The sequence below is a fragment of the Nitratireductor sp. J20-h4 genome (assembly GCF_056780505.1).
The window spans coordinates 2,557,522-2,577,312 of record NZ_CM165557.1; the positions used below are offsets into that span (position 1 = coordinate 2,557,522).

Below are 19,791 nucleotides of genomic sequence, written 5' to 3' on the forward strand. Positions count from 1 at the left end.
AGTTGTCCGCGCCTCAGCCCCTGACGATGCGATTACTCAAGGTTCCGACGCCGGAAATCTCGACTGAGATATCGTCGCCCTCGGTCATGAAGCGCGGTGGCTTGCGGGCGCCGCCGACACCGGACGGCGTGCCAGTGGCGATCACGTCGCCGGTCTTCAGTTCCATGAAGCCGGAGACATAGGCGATGAGCGCGGGAACCGGGAAGATCAGGTCGTCAACGCCGCTGTCCTGGACCGTCTCGCCGTTGAGCACCGTCCTGAGGCGCATCGCGGCCGCATCGCCTGCATCGTGCGCCTCGACGACCCACGGACCGATCGAGCCGGACCTGTCGAAATTCTTGCCCGGAGAAAACTGGCTCGTATGCTTCTGCCAATCGCGCAGGCTGCCATCGTTCACGCAGCAATAGCCGAGGACGTGCTCCATCGCGTTGTCAGCGGCGATGCGCCGCCCGGCCTTGCCGATCACGACGCCAAGCTCGCCTTCCCAGTCGAAACGCTCCGATTCAGCCGGCAGCACCATCGCCTCTTCCGGCCCGACCAGGCTTTCGCGGGTGCGGAAGAAAACGACGGGATGCGATGGCACCGCGATGCCGGACTCTTCAGCGTGCGCGCGATAATTCAGGCCGATGCAGATGATACGGGCGGACGCTTCAAGCGGAGCGAGCGTCCGGTCGCCGCGCAAGTTCGCGGGCTGAGGATCGGCGAGCAGGCCGGCCAGCGTGGCGGACATGGACCGCGCGTCCGTCTTCGGATTGCCGCCGTCGTCGAAGCGAACCCAGACAGGATCTCCGGCACACTCAATCCTCGAAATCGCCAATTGTATCTCCCCTCATCGAACCGGCGCCGGTCATTCGCCGATGCGCGTGCCGAACAATACAAAGGGGTTGAGATAAAGAAGAATACAAAACAGCGACGCGGACATAACACAGGCGTTATGTCGGCACCCGACGCAGCCTTGCCGCGACGACGATGGCGCTGATCGCGGACACAAAGAGGCCGAACGCGGCCGGAAGCCGGAACAGCAGTGGCGAAAGGCCCAGTGTCTGCGACCGCTCGCCAACCTGATGCATCTCCCACCCACCGAGCGCGACATACCAGCCAAGCACCAGCAGCGCGAGGCCGGCGAAGAAGTAGCCGGCCGCATCGAGGAGGCGCGTGGTCCGCGCCGGCAGCCAGGAGCTGAGAAGATCAACGACGATGTGTCCGTGCGTCGCGAACACCCAGGGCTGCCCGAAACAGGCAATCAGCAGCAGCGTGCCCTGACTGACCTCGATTATGCCGTAGATGGAGAACAGCCCGATCGAGCGTGCCGTGATGTCGATCACGGTCAGCGCCATCAGCAGCAGCAGAAAGGCGCCGGCGATCAGCGCCATCACGCGGATCACGATCTGGAGACTTCTTGGAAGGCTGGACATGATATCCGCTGTCATCGTTTCACCTATTGGAGAAGGCCAGGCAGGAACAGGACGAGCCCCGGAAAGATCAGGAACAACGCGATCCGGACGATATCGGCGATGATGAAGGGCGTGACGCCCTGAAACGCGCCCCAGGTCGTCACCTGCGGCACCATCTTGGCCACCACGAAGATGTTGATTCCGATCGGCGGCGTAATCAGCCCGATTTCGACGAGCATGATCATGATGATGCCGAACCAGATCGGGTCGTATCCGAGGCCGATCACGATCGGGTAGATCACCGGCGTCAGGATGAACAGAATCGCCATCGTGTCGAGGAACATGCCGAAAAGGATCAGGACCGCGACGATCATCGCCATAACCCAGAACGCCGGGATGTCCAGCCCGGTGAAGAAGTCGGCGAGCCGGGGGCCCATCTGCGAGGCCTGCATGAAATAGTCGAAGATCGACGCGCCGGCGACGACGAACAAGATCATACCGCACACGCGGATTGTATCCAGAACGCTTTCGACGAGGCCGGAGACCGTAAGCTTGCGCTGCAGCGCGCCGAGCACGATCGCCGCGGCGGATCCGACGGCTGCGCCTTCCGTGGGCGAGAAGAGGCCGAGCAGAATGCCGCCCATGACCACCGTGAAGATCGCCAGCACGCCCCAGATGCGCGAAAGCGCGCGAAAGCGCTCCCGCCAGGCGGTGCGCGGGCCGGCCGGCCCCATCTGCGGGGAAAACCGCATCCAGATCGTGACCGCGGCCATGTAAAGGCCCGTCGCGACGATGCCCGGCAGGAAACCTGCCGCGAAGAGCTGGCCGATGGAATTCTCGGTAAGCACCGCATAGACGATCATCGGCAAGGACGGCGGGATCAGGATGCCGAGCGTCCCGCCAGCGGCGATCGAGCCGGCCGCGAGTTTCGGCGAATAGTCGAAACGCAGCATTTCCGGCACGGCGACCTTGGCCATGGTCGCGACGGTGGCGAGCGAGGAGCCGCACACCGCGCCGAAGCCGGCACACGACATCACGCTGGCAATGGCAAGGCCGCCCCGCCTGTGTCCGACGAACGCATTGGCGGCGCTGAACAGGCTGGTCGAGAAACCGATGCGCACCGAGATCAGCCCCATCAGGATGAAGAGCGGCAAAACCGAAAGCGTCGCGCTCGACAGGGCCTCCACCGGACCGGTCTGCAAGGCGTAGACCGCCGTGTCCAGACCGAGCAGGACCCAGACGCCCACGAACCCCGAAACGCCAAGCGAGAGCCCGATCGGGAACCGGATCGCGATCAGCCCGAGCATGGCGAACACGATGAGAATGCTGATAGCCATGGAAGACATCACTTCGACCCGGCCTCAAACGCCACTGAGCGGTTCATGCCAGCTCGAATTCTTTGTCCATGAGACGGACACTGATGGAAAACCCACCCTCGTTCAACTGCCATGGCCGGACGCGGTTCTGTCGGATCCCGGCTTTCTGGAACGGCTCCGCCTGGGCGATGGCTTCCGCCTCCTCGAGCGAGGCCGCCCGGATCAACGCCATCCCGTCGCCGCCCCAGGCGCTCGCCTCGTCGCGGAACGGCCCGCTGGCGAACAGAATGCCGCGCTTCTCAAGATCGTTCAGGAATATGAGATGCTCCCGCAGCACGTCGCCGAAACTCGCGATCGGATCGTCGAAAGGTGCCGGCGGCTCCATGAATATGGCGTAGTACTGCTTGCGCAACAGCTTGCCGCGCAGGCTTGCTAGATCGTCTGTCATCGGATCATGTCTTTCGGTTTGTCCCGAAGCGCCCGCAAGACGCCCCGGCCACACTCAGCGGGAAGCGGCGGCGATTTCGTTCTTCAGGGTCTCGTAGAATCCGCGCGCGGGCTTGCCCGATGCCTCGAGCTCCGCGAGCGCCTCCTCGACGACCGGTTTTACAAGGGCTTCCATTTTCGCCTGTTCGCCGGCATCGAGATCGACGACCTCGTTTCCTGCCTCCTCGATCAGGGTGCGGGCGCGATTGCCGACCTTGTTCCAGCAATCGGAGATGCGGGCGCCGATTTCCGGTCCGCTGAATTCGGTATCGATCATCGTCTTCAGATCGTCCGGCAGGCTGTCGTAGAACTTGTTGCTGAGCGCCAGGACACCGAGCGTCGTGCCGAGATTGACGGTGACATGCGCCTTGGTGACTTCGGCGAGCCGGAAGGCGGCGACCGTCGCCATCGGCGCAAGCGAACCGTCGATGACGCCGCGCTGCAGCGACTCGTACTGCTCCGTCACCGGCATCGACACGGCATCGGCGCCCATCGCATTGACTGCGTCCGCGATCACGCCGGACGCCGTGCGGATGCGTTTTCCCTTGAGTTCATCGATGGTCGCGACCGGCTGGCGAAGGTGCAACTGGTTCGGAGAAATCACCGCCAGGGCAAGAACGTGAACGCCCTTGAACTCGTCGGCGAGATATTTTTCCAGATTCTCGTTGAGAACCCGGGCGGCGACTACCTGGTCGCTGACGAGCAGCGGCAGGCCGGCGATCTCGGTCAGCCCGAAGCGGCCCGGCGTGTAGGACAAAACAGCCCAGGTGTAGTCGGTTATGCCACGCTCGACCTGCTCATAAAGCTTGGTCGGGTTAGCAAAGGCCGTACCGCCAAGATACATTTCCGCCGTGATGCGGCCGTCAGACCGCGCGGCAATTTCCTCGGCGATCGCCACGGGCGCGCACTTGTTGATCGGATTGTCGGCCGTGCCGAGCGCTGCGACCTTCATCTTCATTGTCTCTGCGGCGGCTGGCGCAGCGACGCACAAAGCGATGCCCGCGGCGGCGCAAATCAGTCTGCTTCTAGCTTTCATCGGCTTCCTCCCATTGAAATCATCGAATGTCGTCAACGCGGGCCAGGCGGCTTCGGGCGCTCTCATGCGTAAGTGCAGACCTCCTCAAAGGCCAGACGCGGCAGCCGGCCAAACAGGCTGGACTTATCGCCGTGTCCGACATTGCAAAGGAAATTCGACCTTATCCGCCCGTCCGGGAAGAACTCGGCATCGACAGTCTCGTTCGAAAAACCGGACAGCGGCCCGCAATCCAGCCCGACCGCCCGCAGTGCGAGGATGAAGTAGCCGGCCTGCAGGGTGGCGTTTCGGAAAGCAGTCGTACGGATATGGTCGTCCTTGCCGAGAAATCCCGAGCGCGCGTCGCGATGCGGGAACAGCCGCGGCAGTTTCTCGTAGAACTCCAGGTCGTAACCAAGGATCGCCGTAACCGGAGCTGTACGCACCTTTTCGAAGTTTCCCGGCGAAACGGCCTTCAACAGCCGCTCCTTGCCATCCTCGCTGCGCACAAAAACGATCCGCATCGGCTGGCAATTCGCGCTGGTCGGCCCCATCGACGCCATGGCTACCGCTTCCCGCAGGCGCTCCTCGTCCACGGGCTTGTCCAGCCAGGCATTATGCGTACGCGACAGATTGAATATCCGGTGAACCGCGTCCTCGCCGGACCCTTCAACGCGCACAGCAGCATCATTCATCGACAATCTCCCTCGGACGTCCCGAAGCCGATGACGCCGCGACGGGAAGGCAAGCAAACCATCAATCACCCATGCTGTCTGATGCAAAAAATGAGGAAATGCATAATGTAAAAGGCATGCTTTGCGCGATTCTCTCGATGCCATAACTCATGATGCATCGAAACTCTGCAATTCCGCATTTGACCACATGCCGCCAGCCAACCTTGATGCCCCCGTGATTGAAATTGCGCAGGCGAGGAAAAGGCATGTCCAAACGCGAGGCATCGAAAGACAAACCGGCGGTTCTCATAGTCGGAGGCGGTCCGGTCGGCCTTGCCCTTGGCGTCGATCTCGCGTTGCGCGGCATCCGCACGGTGCTGGTTGAAAGGCGGAAGCCGACCATCGGCCTTCCCAAAATGAACATGGTCAATGCCCGCTCGATGGAGTTCTCGCGGCGGTGGGGGATCGCCGATCAGGCGCGTGCGATCGGCTGCCCCGGCAACCTGCCGCAGGATGTGCTGTTCTGCACCTCCCTGTGCGGCTACGAACTCGCCCGGTTCAGCTATCCCTCCTATGACGAACGCGGCGAACTGCCCTACACGCCGGAAGGCAGCCGGCGCATCTCGCAGATGGATTACGATCCGTTGCTGATCGAAAAGGCCAGCTCGCTGCCCGAGATCACCCTGGTCCACGAGACAGACTGCCTCGGCTTCATCGACAACGGTGATTTCGTGACCGCGCGGCTGCGCGACCTGCGAACCGGCGCCGAATACGCGATCGATTGCGAGTATCTGGTTGGCTGCGACGGGGCCGAAAGCGGCATCCGGGCGGCGACCGGCATCGCGATGAACGGACCGGGGCAATTGAGCCGCAACGTCAACCTGATCTTCTCAACGCCCGATCTTGTGTCGCAGCATGACAAGGGTTTTGCCTGGGCCAACTGGCTGCTCGGCGAAAACGGGTACTGGGGCCTGGTGGTCAGCGTCGACGGTCGCGTCATGTGGCGGCTATCGATCGCGCTGCCGAAGGATCGCGATACCATCGAGGAGGCAGAGGCCCGGGCGCTGATCGACAAGGCGGTCGGACGGCCGATCGAGTTCGAACTCCACGCGATCCTTCCCTGGGTGCGCCGCCAACTCGTCGCCGACAGCTACCGCAAGGGTCGTGTGTTCATCGCGGGCGACGCCGCGCATGTGATGTCGCCGACCGGTGGCCTCGGAATGAATACCGGGCTCGGGGACGCTGTGGACCTGTCCTGGAAACTCGCCGCCACCATCCAGGGATGGGGAGGACCGGACCTGCTCGACAGCTACGACGCCGAACGCCGGCCGATCGCGGCAAAGAACGTCGCCGAGGCCGGCGACAATTTCGGCAAGCTCCGCGCCCTGCCCGGCAGCCCGGCGATCTTCGAAGACAGCGAGGAAGGCCGTGCATTCCGCAAGCGCATCAATGACATCGTCGTGACCGGCGGCTACGAGAAGGAATACGAGCAGGAAGGCACGGTTCTGGGATATCGCTACACCGACTCGCCCCTCGTGGCGGGCGCGGATGACGAGACGGACGCCATCCAGAGCGACGGCTACACCCCCTCCGACGCGCCGGGCGGCCGCGCGCCACATCTCTGGGTGGAGCCGACTGTTTCGACCATCGACATGTTCTGGTCAGGAATGACGCTGGTCTGCGTCGGCGACGCGGACGCGCCAGAGGCAGCGCGGATCGCCGCCGACATGTCGATACCCTTCCAGGTGCTGCGGCTTGCGCCCGACAAAGCGGAGGGCCTGTTCACCAGGGCGTTCACGCTGGTTCGCCCCGACGGGCACGTCGCTTGGCGCGCGGACACTGGCGACCGGGACTGGAGATCGGTCTTCGCCCAGGCGCTCGGTTTCGCGCCGGTCCCCGCCTGAACCGGAAACATTAAAACCGATTTTGTTTAGCTGGGATCGTTTGACCGCCGGGATTTCGCGGTCTGGCCAGGAGCGCGTGGCGAGGCGGTGCGGGCGCCGTGAGCCGGGCGCGACGCCGCCCAGCACGGGAAAGACCAAGGTCAAACGCTTCCAGTTAAGGAGGAGCGGCGCCAGAGGTCCACGCCCGGGCTGAACGCCTCAAGCTCGGCCATCATGGCGCGCGCCGCGGGCGATCGCGCGGCGGTCGAGCGGGAATAGACGACGACATCCCATTCCATCGGCTCGCCGGCGAGCGCGACTTCCGCGAGAGTGCCGTCGCGCAGGTCGTTGTGAACGATCAGTCGCGGATAGACCGTCAGCCAGTTGCCCTGCATCAGCACGGATCGCACCACGGCGATCGAGGAGCTCAGGATCGCATGCGGCGGCATCGAGACCCCTTCCAGCAGGAAGCGGCTTTCCAGCCTGCGCCACGGGCGGTTGTTGTGCGGCGGCATCACCCAGTTCTCGTTGGCGATCCTCGATATCGGGACGTCCTTCTCCCCCGCAAGGGGATGGTTCTTGCTGGCAACGATAACCAGTTCGTCGGTAAACAGCGTCGAACACTGAAGGACGGGATCCAGCGCGTCCTCCGGCGCCGGGCCGACGACCAGATCCAGCCCGCCGGTGCGCAACGTGCTGATCAGGCCGGTGAAGTTCTCCTCGAAGATTTCAACGCGAAGCCCCGGATGCTTGGCGATGAGTCGCGAAGCGACGGTCGGCAGAAGCACAGGCGCGCCCAGCGGCGCCGTCCCGACCCGGACAACGCCTTTTTCGTTGCCCTTGAGAGACTCGATTTCCTCACCGGCATGGCGCAGTTCGGCCAGAACCGCCTTCGCGTGCCGGATCATGCTTTCGCCGAAGACCGTCGGGATCATGCCGCGCGGGACGCGGTCGAACAAAGGCGCCCCGACCTCGTTCTCGATCTCCTGGATCGTGCGTGTGACTGCGGGCTGGGAGACAAGTAGCCATTCGGCCGCATGCGTGATGCTTGCGTGGTCGGCAACTGCCACGAGGACCTCGATCTGACGAAGGGTGAACCGGCTGCGTCGACCTGACATAATAAAAATCCTTCAGGTTGTAGAATTTCATAATCAAAGAGTTATGTAATTTCACCAAACCCTGTCAACGACGGAGTGAGAGTCGGCCAATGGGCGGCTCACAAGCAGGCCGCTTCGGAACTGAACAAGATGTATTGGCGGTGGGGAACCGGAAGCGCGCGATTGCCCGGGTCTTTTGCATGAGGTAGCAAACGTGCCGATGAAGAAGCGAGAAAGCCGCGTCGGCCCGGGGCGCCCCCCGACGATCAAGGACCCGGTCCGCACCATCTGCGATGCGGCAGCGTCACTGATCGCGGAGAAGGGCTACGACACCACCTCGCTTCAGGATGTCGCCAAATCGGTCGGAGTAACCAAGGCCGGCCTCTACCACTACTTTCCGACCAAACAGGCCTTGTTCGAAACCATTGTACTCGACACGCTTGAAGATCTCTACCAAACCGCTGCCACGGCAATTGCTGCCGAACCCGATCATCGATCAAAACTGATCGGCTTCATGTCGGCCCACGCCGCCTATTTCTCCGATCACGGCGATCGATTCCGCGCGAGCTTCTTCGGCCGCGGTGGCGGCGAAATGGCGAACTATACGCCCGAACAACTCGCCGCCAGGAAAGCCTACACGCGATTGCTCGAAAAGCTTCTGGAGGAAGGGGTGCGCGACAAGGCGTTTGTCGTCGCCGACATACCGACATTCGCTCGCGGCATTCTTGGAATGCTGAATTGGATGGCCCGCTGGTTCCGCCCGGACGGGCCGCAGTCTGCGCCCGAGATCGCCAGGAGCTACGCAAGCACGATCCTCGACGGCATCGCGAAGGACTAGGCAAACAGGAACAAGCGTTGACTCGCAGGTCGGGTTTTTTTATTACCGGCTGGACGGTATATAATATGGAAATTCGACCCCATGCACGCCCGGCGAACGGACAAGTCAGCTTCCGCGGATACGCATCTCTCACCAGAGGATCGCGAATTCCGGTCCCGCATGCGCGCCTTCTTCCAAGCCGAAATACCCACCGAAATCCGGGCGAAAGTGAGCGCGGGGCGACCGCTCGCAAAGGACGACATCGTCACCTCGCAACGCATCCTGAATTCGCACGGTCTTGCAGTGCCGCATTGGCCTGCGGAATGGGGTGGGAGGGACTGGACCCCGACACAGCGCTACCTCTTTACAGAGGAACTCCAGTTCAACGCCGTCCCCCTGCCCCTCCAGTTCAATTGCTACATGGTCGGGCCGGTGATCGCCGCCTTCGGCAGCGAGGAGCAGAAGCAGAAATTCCTGCCGCGGGCCGCCAATTGCGACGACTGGTGGTGCCAGGGGTTTTCGGAGCCAAACGCCGGCTCGGACTTGGCTTCTTTGAGAACTCAGGCCGTCCGAGACGGCAACGACTATGTCGTCAACGGCCAGAAAACCTGGACAACCTACGGTCAGTACGCCGACTGGATCTTCTGCCTGGTGAGGACCGATCCCGACGCCAAGAAACAGCGCGGCATCTCCTTCCTGCTGATCGACATGAATACGCCCGGCGTGGACCTGCGGCCGATCATCACGCTCGACGGCCGCCACGAGGTCAACGAGGTGTTCTTCTCCGACGTCAGGGTACCTGCCGAAAATCTCGTCGGCGAGGAAAACCGGGGTTGGGATTACGCCAAGTTCCTGCTGGCCAACGAGCGGTCCGGCATCGCACGGATTGGCCTGTCCAAGGAGCGCGTCTCGCGAATCCGCCAACGGGCGCAGGCGAACGGCGTATGGGACGATCCCCTGTTCCGCGCCGAGGTGATCCGGCTTGAAATCGAACTCAAGGCCCTGGAGATGACGCAAATGCAGATTCTGACGCGCGCCGGCGAGGGCGACAACCGGCCCGACCCGGCGTCGTCGATCCTGAAATTGCGCGGGTCGCAGCTTCAGCAGCGCGCCTCGGAGCTTCTGGTTGAGCTCGAGGGAGCTGCGGCGCTGCGCGCGCCCGGCGATGTCTCGGACGCCTATTCTGCGGCCGAGGAAGAGCTGGCGGCCGCCGCCGCGCTGAATAACTATCTGAATTTCCGCAAGGTTTCGATCTATGGCGGTTCCAACGAAATCCAGAAGAACATCGTCGCCAAGACGATCCTGAACCTGTGAGGCTGCCGTGCACGCGCTGACCGACGAACACCGCATGCTCCAGGACAGCATCGAGGCCATCCTGTCCGCCACGACCGACCCCGACGCCGTGTGGAGGCAACTGGCGGAGCTGGGAATGCTCGGTCTGACGCTTTGCGAAGCGGACGGCGGCGCCGGGCTCGGCCTTGCCGAACTGCTCTTGTTTGCGCACGGCTTCGGCCGGGTCGGCGTTTCGACGCCCTATCTTGGCGCCGAGGTCCTCGCCATGCCGCTGCTGGCCGGGATATCGTCCCATCCCATGGTGGCCTCCCTCCTGCCGGATCTTGCATCGGGCGCGCGGATCGTCACCCTGGCGCTCGACGACCTCGCACCGGTAACGGCCGGACGAAGCGCGGACAAAGGCTATGTGATCAGCGGGTCCAAGACGCTGGTTCCGTCCGGTTCCCGCGCGGATGTGGTCGTTGTGTCCGCGTCGCTGGACGACGGGCCCGCGCTGTATCTGCTCGATGCCGCAGCCGAGGGCATCAAACGCACACCATACGAACCGGCAGGACCGGGAGCCGGCGCCGATCTGACCCTCGAAGCGGTGACCGTAGACGATACGGCGCTGCTGGCCGAAGGCCCCGACGCGGCCGGGCTGATCGCCGACGCCCGTGCAAGGGGCCTGCTGGCGACCTGCGCCGACATGCTTGGCGGCATGGAGAAAATGCTCGAACTGACGGTCGAGTATCTGCGCACGAGACAACAATTCGGTCAGCCCCTGGCGTCCTTCCAGGTTCTGCAGCATGCGGCCGTCGACATGTATGTCGAACTGGAAACGGCCCGCGCGATGCTGAGCTACGGTACCCGCATGTTCGGCGCTCCGCAGGAGGAGCGGGCACGGGCCCTGGACGCGGTGAAACTCAAGCTGAACACTGCGGCAAAAACCCTCGGCGAAAACGCGGTTCAGCTTCACGGCGGGATCGGAATGACACAGGAACACCTGACGGGGCGTCTTTTTGCGCGGCTTGCCGCCGAACGGCTTTCCTTCGGCGACAGCCGAAGCTGTCTCGCCCGCCTCGTCGCCGACGATGCCAGCATCGCATTGAGTTGATGGGGAAGGCGCCTCTGCCGCCCGGACGAAGGGTCCCTCATGAAGAACGTTTTCTTTGCGATTACATCCGCATGCCGGTTGGGCGGTATGCCGGCGCGCGCGCGCATTTCCCGCGCCGACCAGGACGAATTCGCCTGCAGGCGCCATAAGCGCGCCGCATTGCGACCCGCCACGCATAACGGCAAATCCAACCGGCGCACATTCATCGCATGGCCGCTTTGGCGACGCTCCCACCAGGTCGCCGCACACAAAGCCTGTCTCAATTCAGAACCGCAACTGTAATGCTACGGCGTTTCCAGGCGAAATGGAAGCCGGTTCGCCGTTAAAAAACGTGTCAAGACAATAGGTTGGAGTCGGTCTGCGATTCCGCGAAAAGCAGAACGGCTCTCGGAGAAGCACGGCCCCTCAACTCTTTGTGTACACGTAATAAACCGACCGATGCCAGGCGATCAGAGCAGTCGGGACCGATATCAGACCATATTGCCAGGAGATTTCGTCAAGGCCGCTTTCAAAAAAGAACATCTCCAGCATGATCGCGACGCCCTGAACCACAATCAAGAACAGCAGCAAAGACGAGACCGGCTTTAGCTTGAGCGCCGCGACAGCGGCGAGCAGAACCGCCCCGCCCAGAAAGGCGACGACCAGCGCCACGACAAAGCTGAGGCTTGCGATATAGACCAGTTCCAAGCCGATCGAGCGGGCCGCTATCGCCACCAGCCCGGCGTGGGCCAGTGCGGCAAAGAAAGACGCCGCAAAAGCCGCGGGCAAGAGGCGATGAAAAACGGGCTTCGTTTCGCGCATTTGATCTAAATTTCTCTTACTTTCTAACGTATAACATATTCTTCAAGTATATTATCTATATAACCTCGAAAAATAGAATTGCAACTTCAATAATCATCATGTAAATCTCTTTCTCTAACTATTTTATTATTGAAAAAACCTTTCGGCTCTGCATAGTTGACTGGTCGCAAAAATTCAAGACATCGCTCTACTCGGTGCAGTTTTCCAAACAGACGCAAGGCGAAACATCGGCGGATATCCACACCACAGCGGGGATTAAGGCGACCGGCGGCGCTTGGGACATTTTTCGGCTACAGTCGGTGGGGTTTGGCGGACGGCTCGGAGCGAGTTTTGGACACGGCGGCATGAGCGAAGTGAACGGCCGTGCCGAAATTGACTGGTGGGCCCGGAGGGACTCGAACCCCCAACCAAGCGGTTATGAGCCGCCGGCTCTAACCATTGAGCTACAGGCCCCACCGGCTGCGTGACTTAGTGGCTTTTTGACGCCTGCACAAGCAGGCGCCGCAATCCACCCACATTCGCCCCCTAGCGCTTGCAGCGGGAGACAAACTCGGAGTGAACTGAATGATCCGCACCGTCCTGCCGCTGGCCGCCGCCCTGTCGCTTTCCGCCCTGCCCGCAATCGCCGCCGACCAGCCCTCGCCGCGCATCCAGGTGTCCGGCGAAGGCGAGGCGGCGCTGAAGCCCGATCTCGCGGTCCTGACCCTGTCGGTGATGCGCGAGGCCGACAGCGCGCGCGAAGCAATGAGCGCCGCCAACCAGGCGATGGAGGCCGTGATCGCGGCGATGAAGGAGGCCGGCATCGCCGCCCGCGACCTGCAGACCGCCGGCCTGCAGATCAACCCGCGTTATGAGGCCAAAAAACACGCCGACGGCAGCCAGACTTCCGAGATCGCCGCCTATCAGGTCGCCAACACGCTGTCGGTGCGCGTGCGCGACATCGCCGCCGTCGGCGCGGTGCTCGACCAGGCCGTCACGCTCGGCGTCAACCAGGGCGGCGGCATCCTGTTCGGCAACGAGGACCCTTCCTCCGCCCTGACGCAGGCGCGCACGGCCGCGGTGAAGGACGCGATCGCCAAGGCCGCAACCCTGGCCGCGGCCGCCGGCGTGGAACTCGGCCCGATCGTCGAGATTTCCGAACAGGCCTATAATCCGCGCCCGATGCCCTATATGGCGCGGGCCGAGATGGCTGCCGGCGCGGCGCCGGTCGAAGCCGGCGAGAATGCCTACCGCGTCCAGGTCAACGTCACCTTCGGCATCGACGCGCAAGACTAGGCCCGCCGGACCGCATGCAAAAAGGCCCGCGAATCCGGTTCGCGGGCCTTTTTTCGTCTGAACATTGGCGTCGTCAGCGCACCGCCACGATCGGGCAACGCGGCGCCCGGGCGAATATGACGGCGACGCGCTCGCCCCGCGCGCGGCCGCGCACCTTGATGATGCGATGATTGACGCGCACGACATGCGCGCGGCGCACGCCCAGGCGCTGGGCCTTGCGCACGGCGCGGTGCGGCGTACAGGCGCGCCGGAACGCGCGCCCGCCACGCCAGTCGCGGCCGCCGCGCCAGTGACGTCCGCCGCCCCAATGGCGGCCGCCATCGCCGAAGCGCATCGACACATGACCGCTGGAACCGCCAATACCGATCGAAATGCCGTCGGCCAGCGCGGTGGTCGACGTCGCGCCGATGGCGCCGAAACCGATCAGGGAAGCGAGCGCGGCTGTTTTGACGAAATTGAACATGAGATCTCTCCTGTGGCCGGTTTTTTGGGCGTCTTCTCGCCGAAGCGATGCCCGCACCCTGGCCGAATCCGCCTGAACCGGACGCGAACCGCCCGTTCATGCCGCGTTCATGGTGCGGCGCCGACCGGCAGGACGGCTTTGATCGCAGGTCGCCGCGCGCGCACGCCCCGACAGCGCTGGCGGCCCGGTAGGCAGACCGTCCGCCATGGCGGTGCGTGCGCACGCCGTGCGGGCGACGCGGCCGCCGCCCTGCGACGCGGCCGATTCCTCATGGAAAAACGGCGCTAGAGCCGGCGCATCCAGTACGCCATCGGCTTTTGCGTTTCGGCTGCCGCGCCGATCTCGCGCCAGGAAAATTCCGTCACCAGGCCTTCGACCGGCCGATAGCCGCGCTTGCGCCAGAAACCGTCGAGCGGTTGATAGTCGGGCGGGCAACGCGGATGGTCTTCCGGCCGCATGACGGCGGAAAACACGCAGGCCCGGAAACCGAACTCGCGCGCCGCCGCCTCGCGTTCGGCAAAGAAGCGCACCCCCGCCCCCTGCCCGCGATAGGGTTTCAAAAGCACGGATTCGCCGAAATAATAAAACGTGGCGACGTCCAGCCCGCGCGCGGCGAAAGGCTGCGCGAAGGCCTCGAAATGCTGGGCGAGCGGGGCGGCGGTCGCCGCGCCCACCAGCCTGTCGCCGTCGAACGCGCCGATCACCGCCGCCTTGTCGGCCGCAAAATAGGTCGCCAGATAGCGCCGCTCATAGGCCGCGTCGCCCTCGTAGAGATAGGGATAGTCGCGAAAAACGGTAATGCGCAGCCGGGCGAGCTCGTCGAACCGCGCGCGCGCCTCGGCGATATCCAGCCGACGCACGACAAGAGGCATCAGGCCGACACCTGAGCGATCCAGTCCTTGAGATTGTAATAGGTGGTCACCCGCGAGATACGGCCGTCGTCGATGTCGAAAAAGATGCCGGCCGGCAGCGTATAGGTTTGACCCCTGGCTTCCGGCAGCCCCTCGGCCGTCGCCAGATAGGTGCCGCGCACGGTGAACTCGGCCGCCGCCCGGCCGCCGCCCTCGGCGACCATGATGGCGATGTCCGACAGGTGCTCGCGATAATGGCGCGCCATCAACCCCAAAAACCAGCGGAATTTTTCCAGCCCGATCTCGCGCCCGCCCTGGTTGATGTCGTGCACGACATCCTCGGCAAGCAGCGCCAGCATCGCTTCGCTGTCGGCGGCGTTGAAGGCCTCGAAATAGCGCTCGATAAGCGCCCGGGTCTGGTGTTCGCTCATGGTGCTTGCCGTCTCCGTTTGCAGTTTATACCGCCGACCTGCCGTGTCGTCGCCCGATCGCGTTTCCTCACGGCTCGTGTTCCAGCATGTGTGTGAAATAGGCCTCGACCTCGGCAAGATCGTCCTCCGACGCGCTCACCCGCCCGCGCATCGACACGCCCGCCTCGTGCACGCTGTCGGCCCGGCCCGACACGAGCGGATGCCAGTCGTAAAGATCGCGCCCCTCCGCGACCAGCCGATAGGCGCAGGTCCCCGGCAGCCAGGACAGGGTGCGCACATTGTCCGGCGTCAGCCGCACGCAGTCCGGCACCCGCTCCAGCCGATTGTCGTAATCGCGGCAGCGGCAGCGTCCGGCATCGAACAGCCGGCAGGCCACGCTGGTCCAGTAGATCTCGCCCGTATCCTCGTCCTCGAGCTTGGCCAGACAGCATTTGCCGCAGCCGTCGCAGAGCGATTCCCACTCCGCCGCGCTCATCTCCTCAAGGGTCTTGTCTTTCCAGAACCGGCTCGTCATCGCGCCGGTTTCGCCGTTTGCGCGCGCCCCGTCAAGCGTCCCGCGCGGGCTTGAGGCGGAACCATACTCACCGCCGGGGGTTCTAGCCTGTGAAGGGACGTCACGAGAGGATCCGATTCCCATGAAGCTTCACGCACGCATTCTGGCCGGCACCGCGCTCGGCCTGCTGCTCGGCGCCGCGCCGGGCCACGCCGCCGGCCCCGCAGCGGTCGGCACCAAGCCCGATCCCGCAGCCGCGCCCCTGTTGCGGCTCGCACAGGACAAGTCCGAGGGCGACAAGCAAGCCGAGAAGGAACCCAAGCCGAAAAACGAGGGCAAGGCGAAGGACGAGCCGGCCGCGATGGAGCCGGCCCCGAAACCCGAACCCGAGCCTGAGGCCGCGCCCGCCCCCGAGGCAGAACTGCCCGCGGCCGAGCCCGAGGCGGCGCCCGCTCCGGAGGCGGAAGCCCCTGCGGCCGAGCCCGAGGCGCAACCCGCTCCCGAGCCAGAGGCCGCCGAACCACCAGCGCCGGAGGCTGAGCCGGAGCCCAAGGCCGAACAGTCTGAGCCCAAGGCGGAACAGCCGGAGGCCGAGCCTGAAGCCCCGACGGCGACGGAAGCCGCGCCGGAGCCCGAAGCGGCCGAGCAGCCGACACCCGAGGCCGCCCCCGAGCCGGCACCCAAGCCCGATGTCGAAGCCGGGCAGGAGACGCCGGAAACCGCGCCGGAACCGGAGCCGAAACCCGAGGCCGAGGCCGTGGAGCCTGTGCCCGAGCCCGTGACGGAGGAGGCCGCACCGGTGCCGGAGCCGAAGCCGGACGCCGAGACCACCGACCAGCCCCCCGCCGCGACCGCGCCGGATCCCGCGCCAGACGCCGCGACCGAAGCGCCCGAGCCAGTGACGGAGGAGACCGCGCCGGCTCCCGAGCCGAAGCCGGAAACCGAGGCCGACAAGCCGCAAGCCGACAGCGAGGCTCCCGTTCAGGCGACTGGCGGGGAGACCGAAGCCCCGTCGGATGAGCCCGCGCCGGTTCTCGACAGCGCCAAGGAGGCGCCGCAGGCCGACAGCGGTGACCAGCCGTCCGGCGAAACGCGGGAGGAACAGGCGATCGAACAACAAGCCGACGAGACCGGCGAGACGACGCCTCCGCCCGCGTCCGACGCGGAAGCCCAGGATGCCCAGGCGCGTCCGCAAGCGCTCGAATCCGCCATGACCGAAAAGGGCGAACGTGTCGAGCGCTCCGAAGAACGACGCTCGCCCCGCGAGCGTCCCGAAGGCGCCGAGGTGGTCAAGCAGTTCGGCGATCGCTTCGTGATCCAGTTCAACAACCAGATCTTCGTGGAAAGCTCGGATCGTTCGCGCCTGCGCCGCGATGCGCGCGAAGTCTATTACGAGACCCTGCCGCGCGGCCGCGAACGCGAGATCATCGTGCGACCGAACGGCTCGCAGATCGTCACCATCCGCAACCGCTACGGCGATGTGGTGCGGCGCTCGCGCATCACGCCGGACGGACGCGAGATCGTGCTGGTCTATGTCGACGAACGCAATTACGAGCGGGTGCGCGACTGGCGCGATCCCGGCGCCGAACTGCCGCCGCTGCGGCTGACGATCCCGGCCCGCGACTATATTCTCGACGCGCGTCGGGCCGAGGGGCCGGAAATCTATTACGACTTCCTCGACAAGCCCCCGGTCGAAAAGGTCCGCCGGCTCTATTCGATCGACGAGGTCAAGCGTTCCGCCCGCATCCGCGACACGGTGCGCCGCGTCGACCTGGACACGATCACCTTCGAATTCGGCTCCGCCTCGATCCCGGAAAGCGAGATCGCCAGGCTTGAAGGCGTCGCCACGGCCATCGAACGGCTGTTGGCGGAGAATCCCGGTGAAACCTTCCTGATCGAGGGCCACACCGACGCGGTCGGCTCCGACCTCGCCAATCTGGCGCTGTCGGACGAACGCGCCGAAGCCGTCGCCAGTGCCCTCACCAGGGTGTTCGCGATTCCGCCCGAAAATCTCGTCACCCAGGGTTATGGCGAGCGCTATTTGAAGATCCGCACCGAGGAGCGCGAACGCGAAAACCGGCGCGTCGCCATCCGCCGCATCACGCCGCTGGTGACCCCGGTCGCACGGGCGAACTGACGGCTGCTCATGGAGGTAGCCCGCCCGGCCGGATTTCCGGCCGGGTTTTGCTTTGGCCCGGCGCGCCTTGGCGCCTGATCCGGATCAATGACGCCGCCGCCATACCCATGATAGAAAGCGCATGGAGGATTTCATGCGCAAGGCCAGCGGCGCGACACCGCTCGTATCGCTCGACGCGGTGGCGCTCGATACGGAAACGACGGGCCTGGACACGACGAGCGCCCGCCTCGTGCAGATCGGCGCCGTCGCGCTTGCGGCGGGACGCGTGAGCGACGACGCGACCTTCGAGACCCTGGTCGATCCCCGCGTGCCGATCCCCGCCGAAACGACCGCCATCCACAACATCACCGACGCCATGGTCGCCGGCGCGCCCGCAGCCGACGCCGCGCTGCGGGCGTTCGACGACTTCGCCGCCGGGCGGGTGGTGATCGGCTACGCGGTCGGCTTCGACCTGGCCGTGATCGCGGCCGAGGCGGAGCGGACCGGGCTCGCCTGGGCAAGGCCGCGCACGCTGTGCGTCCGGCTCCTGGCCGCCCTCGTGGCGCCGCAGCTTCCCGACCAGTCGCTCGACATGCTCGCCGAATGGCTCGAGGTGCCGGTCGCCGACCGCCATTCCGCCCTCGGCGACGCGCGCGCGGCCGGCGCGATCTTCGTCCGTCTCGTGCCGCGGCTTGCCGAACGCGGCGTCAGGACGCTGGCCGAGGCCGAGCGCGCCTGCCTGGCGCTCGCCGGCCAGTTGGAGCGCCACCAGCGCGCCGGCTGGGCCGCGCCGGTGTCGCGGCCCGAACGGTTTGCCGGGCCCGGCGCCCTCGGCGCGCTCGACCCCTTCGCCTATCGCCACCGGGTCTCGGCCCTGATGAGCGCGCCGCCGGTCGTCATGCGCGCCGACGGCGCTCTGAAGACGGCGATCGCGCTGATGATGGAAAATGGCATCGGCGCGCTGCTGGTCTCCGACGACGGCGTCGCCGGCGGCCCGCTCGACGACTACGCCATCCTCACCGAGCGCGACGTCATGCGCCGGATCGCCGGCGGCGGCGCGGCCGCCTTCGCCGTGGCGGTCGGCGCGATCGCCAGCCGGCCGCTGCACAGCGTCCGCGCCGGCGCCTTCGCCTATCGCGCCGTCGGGCGCATGGACCGGCTCGGCATACGCCATCTGGCGGTGCGCGACGAGGACGGGCGGCTTGCCGGCATCGTTTCGGCGCGCGACCTGCTGCGCCTGCGGGCCGGCGCGGCGATCGGCCTCGACGACGCGATCGAGGCCGCCGGCGACGCGACGGCGATGGCGGCCGCCTGGTCGGGCCTGCCTGCCGTCGCCCAGGCCCTGATCGGCGAGGAAATCGACGCCCGGCTGGTCGCGGCGATCGTCAGCGAGGAACTGCGCGCGCTGACCCGCCGCGCCGCCCAGATCGCCGAGGCCGCGATGCTGGCCGAGGGCCGGGGGCCGCCGCCCTGCCCCTACGCGCTGATCGTGCTCGGCTCGGCCGGGCGCGGCGAAAGCCTGCTCGCGCCCGACCAGGACAATGCGATCGTCTTCGCGCGCGGCGCGCCCGACGGGCCCGAGGACGCCTGGTTTTCGGCACTCGGCGAAAAGATCGCCCCGCTGCTCGATACCGCCGGCGTGCCGCTGTGCAGCGGCGGCGTGATGGCCAAAAACCCGCCATGGCGCGGCTCCGAGGCGGTCTGGCGCGAACGCGTCGCCGGCTGGGTGGCGCACTCGCGGCCGCAGGATCTGCTCAACGTCGACATTTTTTTCGACATGGTGCCGGTGCACGGCGCGGCGCACCTGGCAACCGCGCTGTTCGACCACGCCTTTCGGCTGGCAAGCGCGAATATCGGCTTCGCCAAGCTTTTGGGCGAACGCCTGCTCGGCGGACCGGACCCCTTCACCCTGCTCGGCGGTTTCGCCACCGTGGCCGGACGTATCGACTTGAAGATGCACGGGCTGTTTCCGGTCGTCTCGCTGGCGCGCACGCTGGCGATCCGCCACGATCTGCGCCTGCGCGGCACGCGCGAGCGGCTGGAAGGGCTGATTGCAAAGGGGATCGGCGGCGAGGCCGACCTGCGCGCGCTGATCGAGGCCCACGCGCTGATCGTGCGGCTGATGCTGGCCCAGCAGGCGCGCGATCTTCTGGCCGGCGTGGCGGTCTCGAACCGGGTCGAGATCGCCGCCCTGACCCGCCACGAGCGCGCCATGCTGAAGACAGCGCTCAAAAGGGCCCGGCTCGTGCCCGAAATCGCGCGCACGCTGATGTTCGCATAGGGCGGCAGCCGGCCG

19 protein-coding genes and 1 tRNA gene are annotated in these 19,791 nt (G+C 65.3%); 7 read left to right on the forward strand and 13 right to left on the reverse strand.

The genetic code is table 11. The features are described 5' to 3' along the window. Positions 1 to 13: 13 nt before the first annotated feature. The 6 genes from ACT2B0_RS12435 to ACT2B0_RS12460 all read right to left on the reverse strand — a co-directional run bounded on the left by ACT2B0_RS12435 (position 14) and on the right by ACT2B0_RS12460 (position 4,903). On the reverse strand, positions 14 to 817 hold the full coding sequence (locus ACT2B0_RS12435) for a fumarylacetoacetate hydrolase family protein (RefSeq protein ID WP_473465286.1): 804 nt from the start codon (positions 815 to 817) through the stop codon (positions 14 to 16). A 115-nt stretch (positions 818 to 932) separates the two neighbouring features. Continuing rightward, positions 933 to 1,430, reverse strand: a complete 498-nt coding sequence (locus ACT2B0_RS12440) for a TRAP transporter small permease (RefSeq protein WP_473465289.1) — start codon at positions 1,428 to 1,430, stop codon at positions 933 to 935. Between the two features lie 8 nt (positions 1,431 to 1,438). Next, complete coding sequence (locus ACT2B0_RS12445; RefSeq protein ID WP_348452436.1) at positions 1,439 to 2,731, reverse strand: TRAP transporter large permease; 1,293 nt, start codon at positions 2,729 to 2,731, stop codon at positions 1,439 to 1,441. A 43-nt stretch (positions 2,732 to 2,774) separates the two neighbouring features. Further along, on the reverse strand, positions 2,775 to 3,158 hold the full coding sequence (locus ACT2B0_RS12450) for a YciI family protein (protein ID WP_348452438.1): 384 nt from the start codon (positions 3,156 to 3,158) through the stop codon (positions 2,775 to 2,777). A gap of 54 nt (positions 3,159 to 3,212) precedes the next feature. Beyond that, positions 3,213 to 4,148, reverse strand: coding sequence for a TRAP transporter substrate-binding protein (locus ACT2B0_RS12455; protein ID WP_473465293.1), 936 nt, complete (start codon positions 4,146 to 4,148; stop codon positions 3,213 to 3,215). Positions 4,149 to 4,294: 146 nt separating this feature from the next. Beyond that, positions 4,295 to 4,903: a malonic semialdehyde reductase gene (locus tag ACT2B0_RS12460; protein ID WP_473465961.1), complete on the reverse strand. Its 609-nt coding sequence runs from the start codon at positions 4,901 to 4,903 to the stop codon at positions 4,295 to 4,297. 245 nt (positions 4,904 to 5,148) lie between these two features. Between ACT2B0_RS12460 and ACT2B0_RS12465 the strand changes: the two genes are divergently transcribed. Continuing rightward, positions 5,149 to 6,786 (forward strand): FAD-dependent monooxygenase, encoded by a 1,638-nt coding sequence (locus ACT2B0_RS12465; RefSeq protein ID WP_473465296.1) that lies wholly within the window; start codon positions 5,149 to 5,151, stop codon positions 6,784 to 6,786. 140 nt (positions 6,787 to 6,926) lie between these two features. Here the strand turns inward: ACT2B0_RS12465 and ACT2B0_RS12470 are convergent, their stop codons facing one another. Then, positions 6,927 to 7,883, reverse strand: coding sequence for a LysR family transcriptional regulator (locus tag ACT2B0_RS12470; protein ID WP_473465298.1), 957 nt, complete (start codon positions 7,881 to 7,883; stop codon positions 6,927 to 6,929). Between the two features lie 199 nt (positions 7,884 to 8,082). Here ACT2B0_RS12470 and ACT2B0_RS12475 point away from each other — a divergent pair, with 199 nt between their 5' ends. The 3 genes from ACT2B0_RS12475 to ACT2B0_RS12485 all read left to right on the forward strand — a co-directional run bounded on the left by ACT2B0_RS12475 (position 8,083) and on the right by ACT2B0_RS12485 (position 11,065). After that, entirely contained in the window at positions 8,083 to 8,700 is a 618-nt protein-coding gene (locus ACT2B0_RS12475; protein ID WP_348294841.1) for a TetR/AcrR family transcriptional regulator, read from the forward strand. 81 nt (positions 8,701 to 8,781) lie between these two features. Beyond that, complete coding sequence (locus tag ACT2B0_RS12480) at positions 8,782 to 9,993, forward strand: acyl-CoA dehydrogenase family protein (RefSeq protein WP_473465300.1); 1,212 nt, start codon at positions 8,782 to 8,784, stop codon at positions 9,991 to 9,993. A gap of 7 nt (positions 9,994 to 10,000) precedes the next feature. Then, positions 10,001 to 11,065: an acyl-CoA dehydrogenase family protein gene (locus ACT2B0_RS12485; protein WP_473465303.1), complete on the forward strand. Its 1,065-nt coding sequence runs from the start codon at positions 10,001 to 10,003 to the stop codon at positions 11,063 to 11,065. A 405-nt stretch (positions 11,066 to 11,470) separates the two neighbouring features. On the opposite strand, the gene ACT2B0_RS12490 is transcribed toward ACT2B0_RS12485, so the two are convergent. Both ACT2B0_RS12490 and ACT2B0_RS12495 read right to left on the reverse strand, forming a co-directional pair. Continuing rightward, positions 11,471 to 11,866, reverse strand: a complete 396-nt coding sequence (locus ACT2B0_RS12490) for a hypothetical protein (RefSeq protein WP_473465306.1) — start codon at positions 11,864 to 11,866, stop codon at positions 11,471 to 11,473. Positions 11,867 to 12,243: 377 nt separating this feature from the next. Further along, positions 12,244 to 12,319, reverse strand: a tRNA-Ile gene (locus tag ACT2B0_RS12495). Positions 12,320 to 12,430: 111 nt separating this feature from the next. On the opposite strand from ACT2B0_RS12495, the gene ACT2B0_RS12500 reads away from it, so the two are divergent. Then, the gene (locus ACT2B0_RS12500) at positions 12,431 to 13,141 is read left to right on the forward strand and encodes an SIMPL domain-containing protein (protein ID WP_473465308.1); all 711 of its coding nucleotides are present in this window, start codon (positions 12,431 to 12,433) and stop codon (positions 13,139 to 13,141) included. A gap of 73 nt (positions 13,142 to 13,214) precedes the next feature. Here the strand turns inward: ACT2B0_RS12500 and ACT2B0_RS12505 are convergent, their stop codons facing one another. The 4 genes from ACT2B0_RS12505 to ACT2B0_RS12520 all read right to left on the reverse strand — a co-directional run bounded on the left by ACT2B0_RS12505 (position 13,215) and on the right by ACT2B0_RS12520 (position 15,400). Then, a complete protein-coding gene (locus ACT2B0_RS12505; protein WP_473465310.1) occupies positions 13,215 to 13,604 on the reverse strand; it encodes a hypothetical protein in 390 nt (129 codons plus the stop codon). A 284-nt stretch (positions 13,605 to 13,888) separates the two neighbouring features. Next, positions 13,889 to 14,476, reverse strand: coding sequence for a GNAT family N-acetyltransferase (locus tag ACT2B0_RS12510; protein WP_473465313.1), 588 nt, complete (start codon positions 14,474 to 14,476; stop codon positions 13,889 to 13,891). Beyond that, positions 14,476 to 14,886: a ketosteroid isomerase-related protein gene (locus tag ACT2B0_RS12515; RefSeq protein WP_473465316.1), complete on the reverse strand. Its 411-nt coding sequence runs from the start codon at positions 14,884 to 14,886 to the stop codon at positions 14,476 to 14,478. Before ACT2B0_RS12515 ends, ACT2B0_RS12510 begins: the two co-directional genes overlap by 1 nt. Positions 14,887 to 14,953: 67 nt before the next feature. Further along, positions 14,954 to 15,400: a YcgN family cysteine cluster protein gene (locus ACT2B0_RS12520; RefSeq protein WP_473465318.1), complete on the reverse strand. Its 447-nt coding sequence runs from the start codon at positions 15,398 to 15,400 to the stop codon at positions 14,954 to 14,956. A 121-nt stretch (positions 15,401 to 15,521) separates the two neighbouring features. On the opposite strand from ACT2B0_RS12520, the gene ACT2B0_RS12525 reads away from it, so the two are divergent. Further along, positions 15,522 to 17,516 (forward strand): OmpA family protein, encoded by a 1,995-nt coding sequence (locus tag ACT2B0_RS12525; RefSeq protein ID WP_473465321.1) that lies wholly within the window; start codon positions 15,522 to 15,524, stop codon positions 17,514 to 17,516. A 133-nt stretch (positions 17,517 to 17,649) separates the two neighbouring features. Then, positions 17,650 to 19,776, forward strand: a complete 2,127-nt coding sequence (locus ACT2B0_RS12530) for a DUF294 nucleotidyltransferase-like domain-containing protein (RefSeq protein ID WP_473465324.1) — start codon at positions 17,650 to 17,652, stop codon at positions 19,774 to 19,776. Positions 19,777 to 19,791: the final 15 nt, after the last annotated feature.

Bases quoted from the DNA above. Each gene is read 5' to 3' on its own strand.
- ACT2B0_RS12470 (WP_473465298.1), bottom strand. From the start codon at position 7,883: ATGTCAGGTCGACGCAGCCGGTTCACCCTTCGTCAGATCGAGGTCCTC.
- ACT2B0_RS12505 (WP_473465310.1), bottom strand. From the start codon at position 13,604: ATGTTCAATTTCGTCAAAACAGCCGCGCTCGCTTCCCTGATCGGTTTC.
- ACT2B0_RS12520 (WP_473465318.1), bottom strand. From the start codon at position 15,400: ATGACGAGCCGGTTCTGGAAAGACAAGACCCTTGAGGAGATGAGCGCG.
- ACT2B0_RS12460 (WP_473465961.1), bottom strand. From the start codon at position 4,903: ATGAATGATGCTGCTGTGCGCGTTGAAGGGTCCGGCGAGGACGCGGTT.
- ACT2B0_RS12500 (WP_473465308.1), top strand. From the start codon at position 12,431: ATGATCCGCACCGTCCTGCCGCTGGCCGCCGCCCTGTCGCTTTCCGCC.
- ACT2B0_RS12530 (WP_473465324.1), top strand. From the start codon at position 17,650: ATGCGCAAGGCCAGCGGCGCGACACCGCTCGTATCGCTCGACGCGGTG.
- ACT2B0_RS12455 (WP_473465293.1), bottom strand. From the start codon at position 4,148: ATGAAGGTCGCAGCGCTCGGCACGGCCGACAATCCGATCAACAAGTGC.
- ACT2B0_RS12450 (WP_348452438.1), bottom strand. From the start codon at position 3,158: ATGACAGACGATCTAGCAAGCCTGCGCGGCAAGCTGTTGCGCAAGCAG.
- ACT2B0_RS12480 (WP_473465300.1), top strand. From the start codon at position 8,782: ATGCACGCCCGGCGAACGGACAAGTCAGCTTCCGCGGATACGCATCTC.
- ACT2B0_RS12515 (WP_473465316.1), bottom strand. From the start codon at position 14,886: ATGAGCGAACACCAGACCCGGGCGCTTATCGAGCGCTATTTCGAGGCC.
- ACT2B0_RS12475 (WP_348294841.1), top strand. From the start codon at position 8,083: ATGAAGAAGCGAGAAAGCCGCGTCGGCCCGGGGCGCCCCCCGACGATC.
- ACT2B0_RS12440 (WP_473465289.1), bottom strand. From the start codon at position 1,430: ATGACAGCGGATATCATGTCCAGCCTTCCAAGAAGTCTCCAGATCGTG.
- ACT2B0_RS12490 (WP_473465306.1), bottom strand. From the start codon at position 11,866: ATGCGCGAAACGAAGCCCGTTTTTCATCGCCTCTTGCCCGCGGCTTTT.
- ACT2B0_RS12445 (WP_348452436.1), bottom strand. From the start codon at position 2,731: ATGGCTATCAGCATTCTCATCGTGTTCGCCATGCTCGGGCTGATCGCG.
- ACT2B0_RS12510 (WP_473465313.1), bottom strand. From the start codon at position 14,476: ATGCCTCTTGTCGTGCGTCGGCTGGATATCGCCGAGGCGCGCGCGCGG.
- ACT2B0_RS12465 (WP_473465296.1), top strand. From the start codon at position 5,149: ATGTCCAAACGCGAGGCATCGAAAGACAAACCGGCGGTTCTCATAGTC.
- ACT2B0_RS12525 (WP_473465321.1), top strand. From the start codon at position 15,522: ATGAAGCTTCACGCACGCATTCTGGCCGGCACCGCGCTCGGCCTGCTG.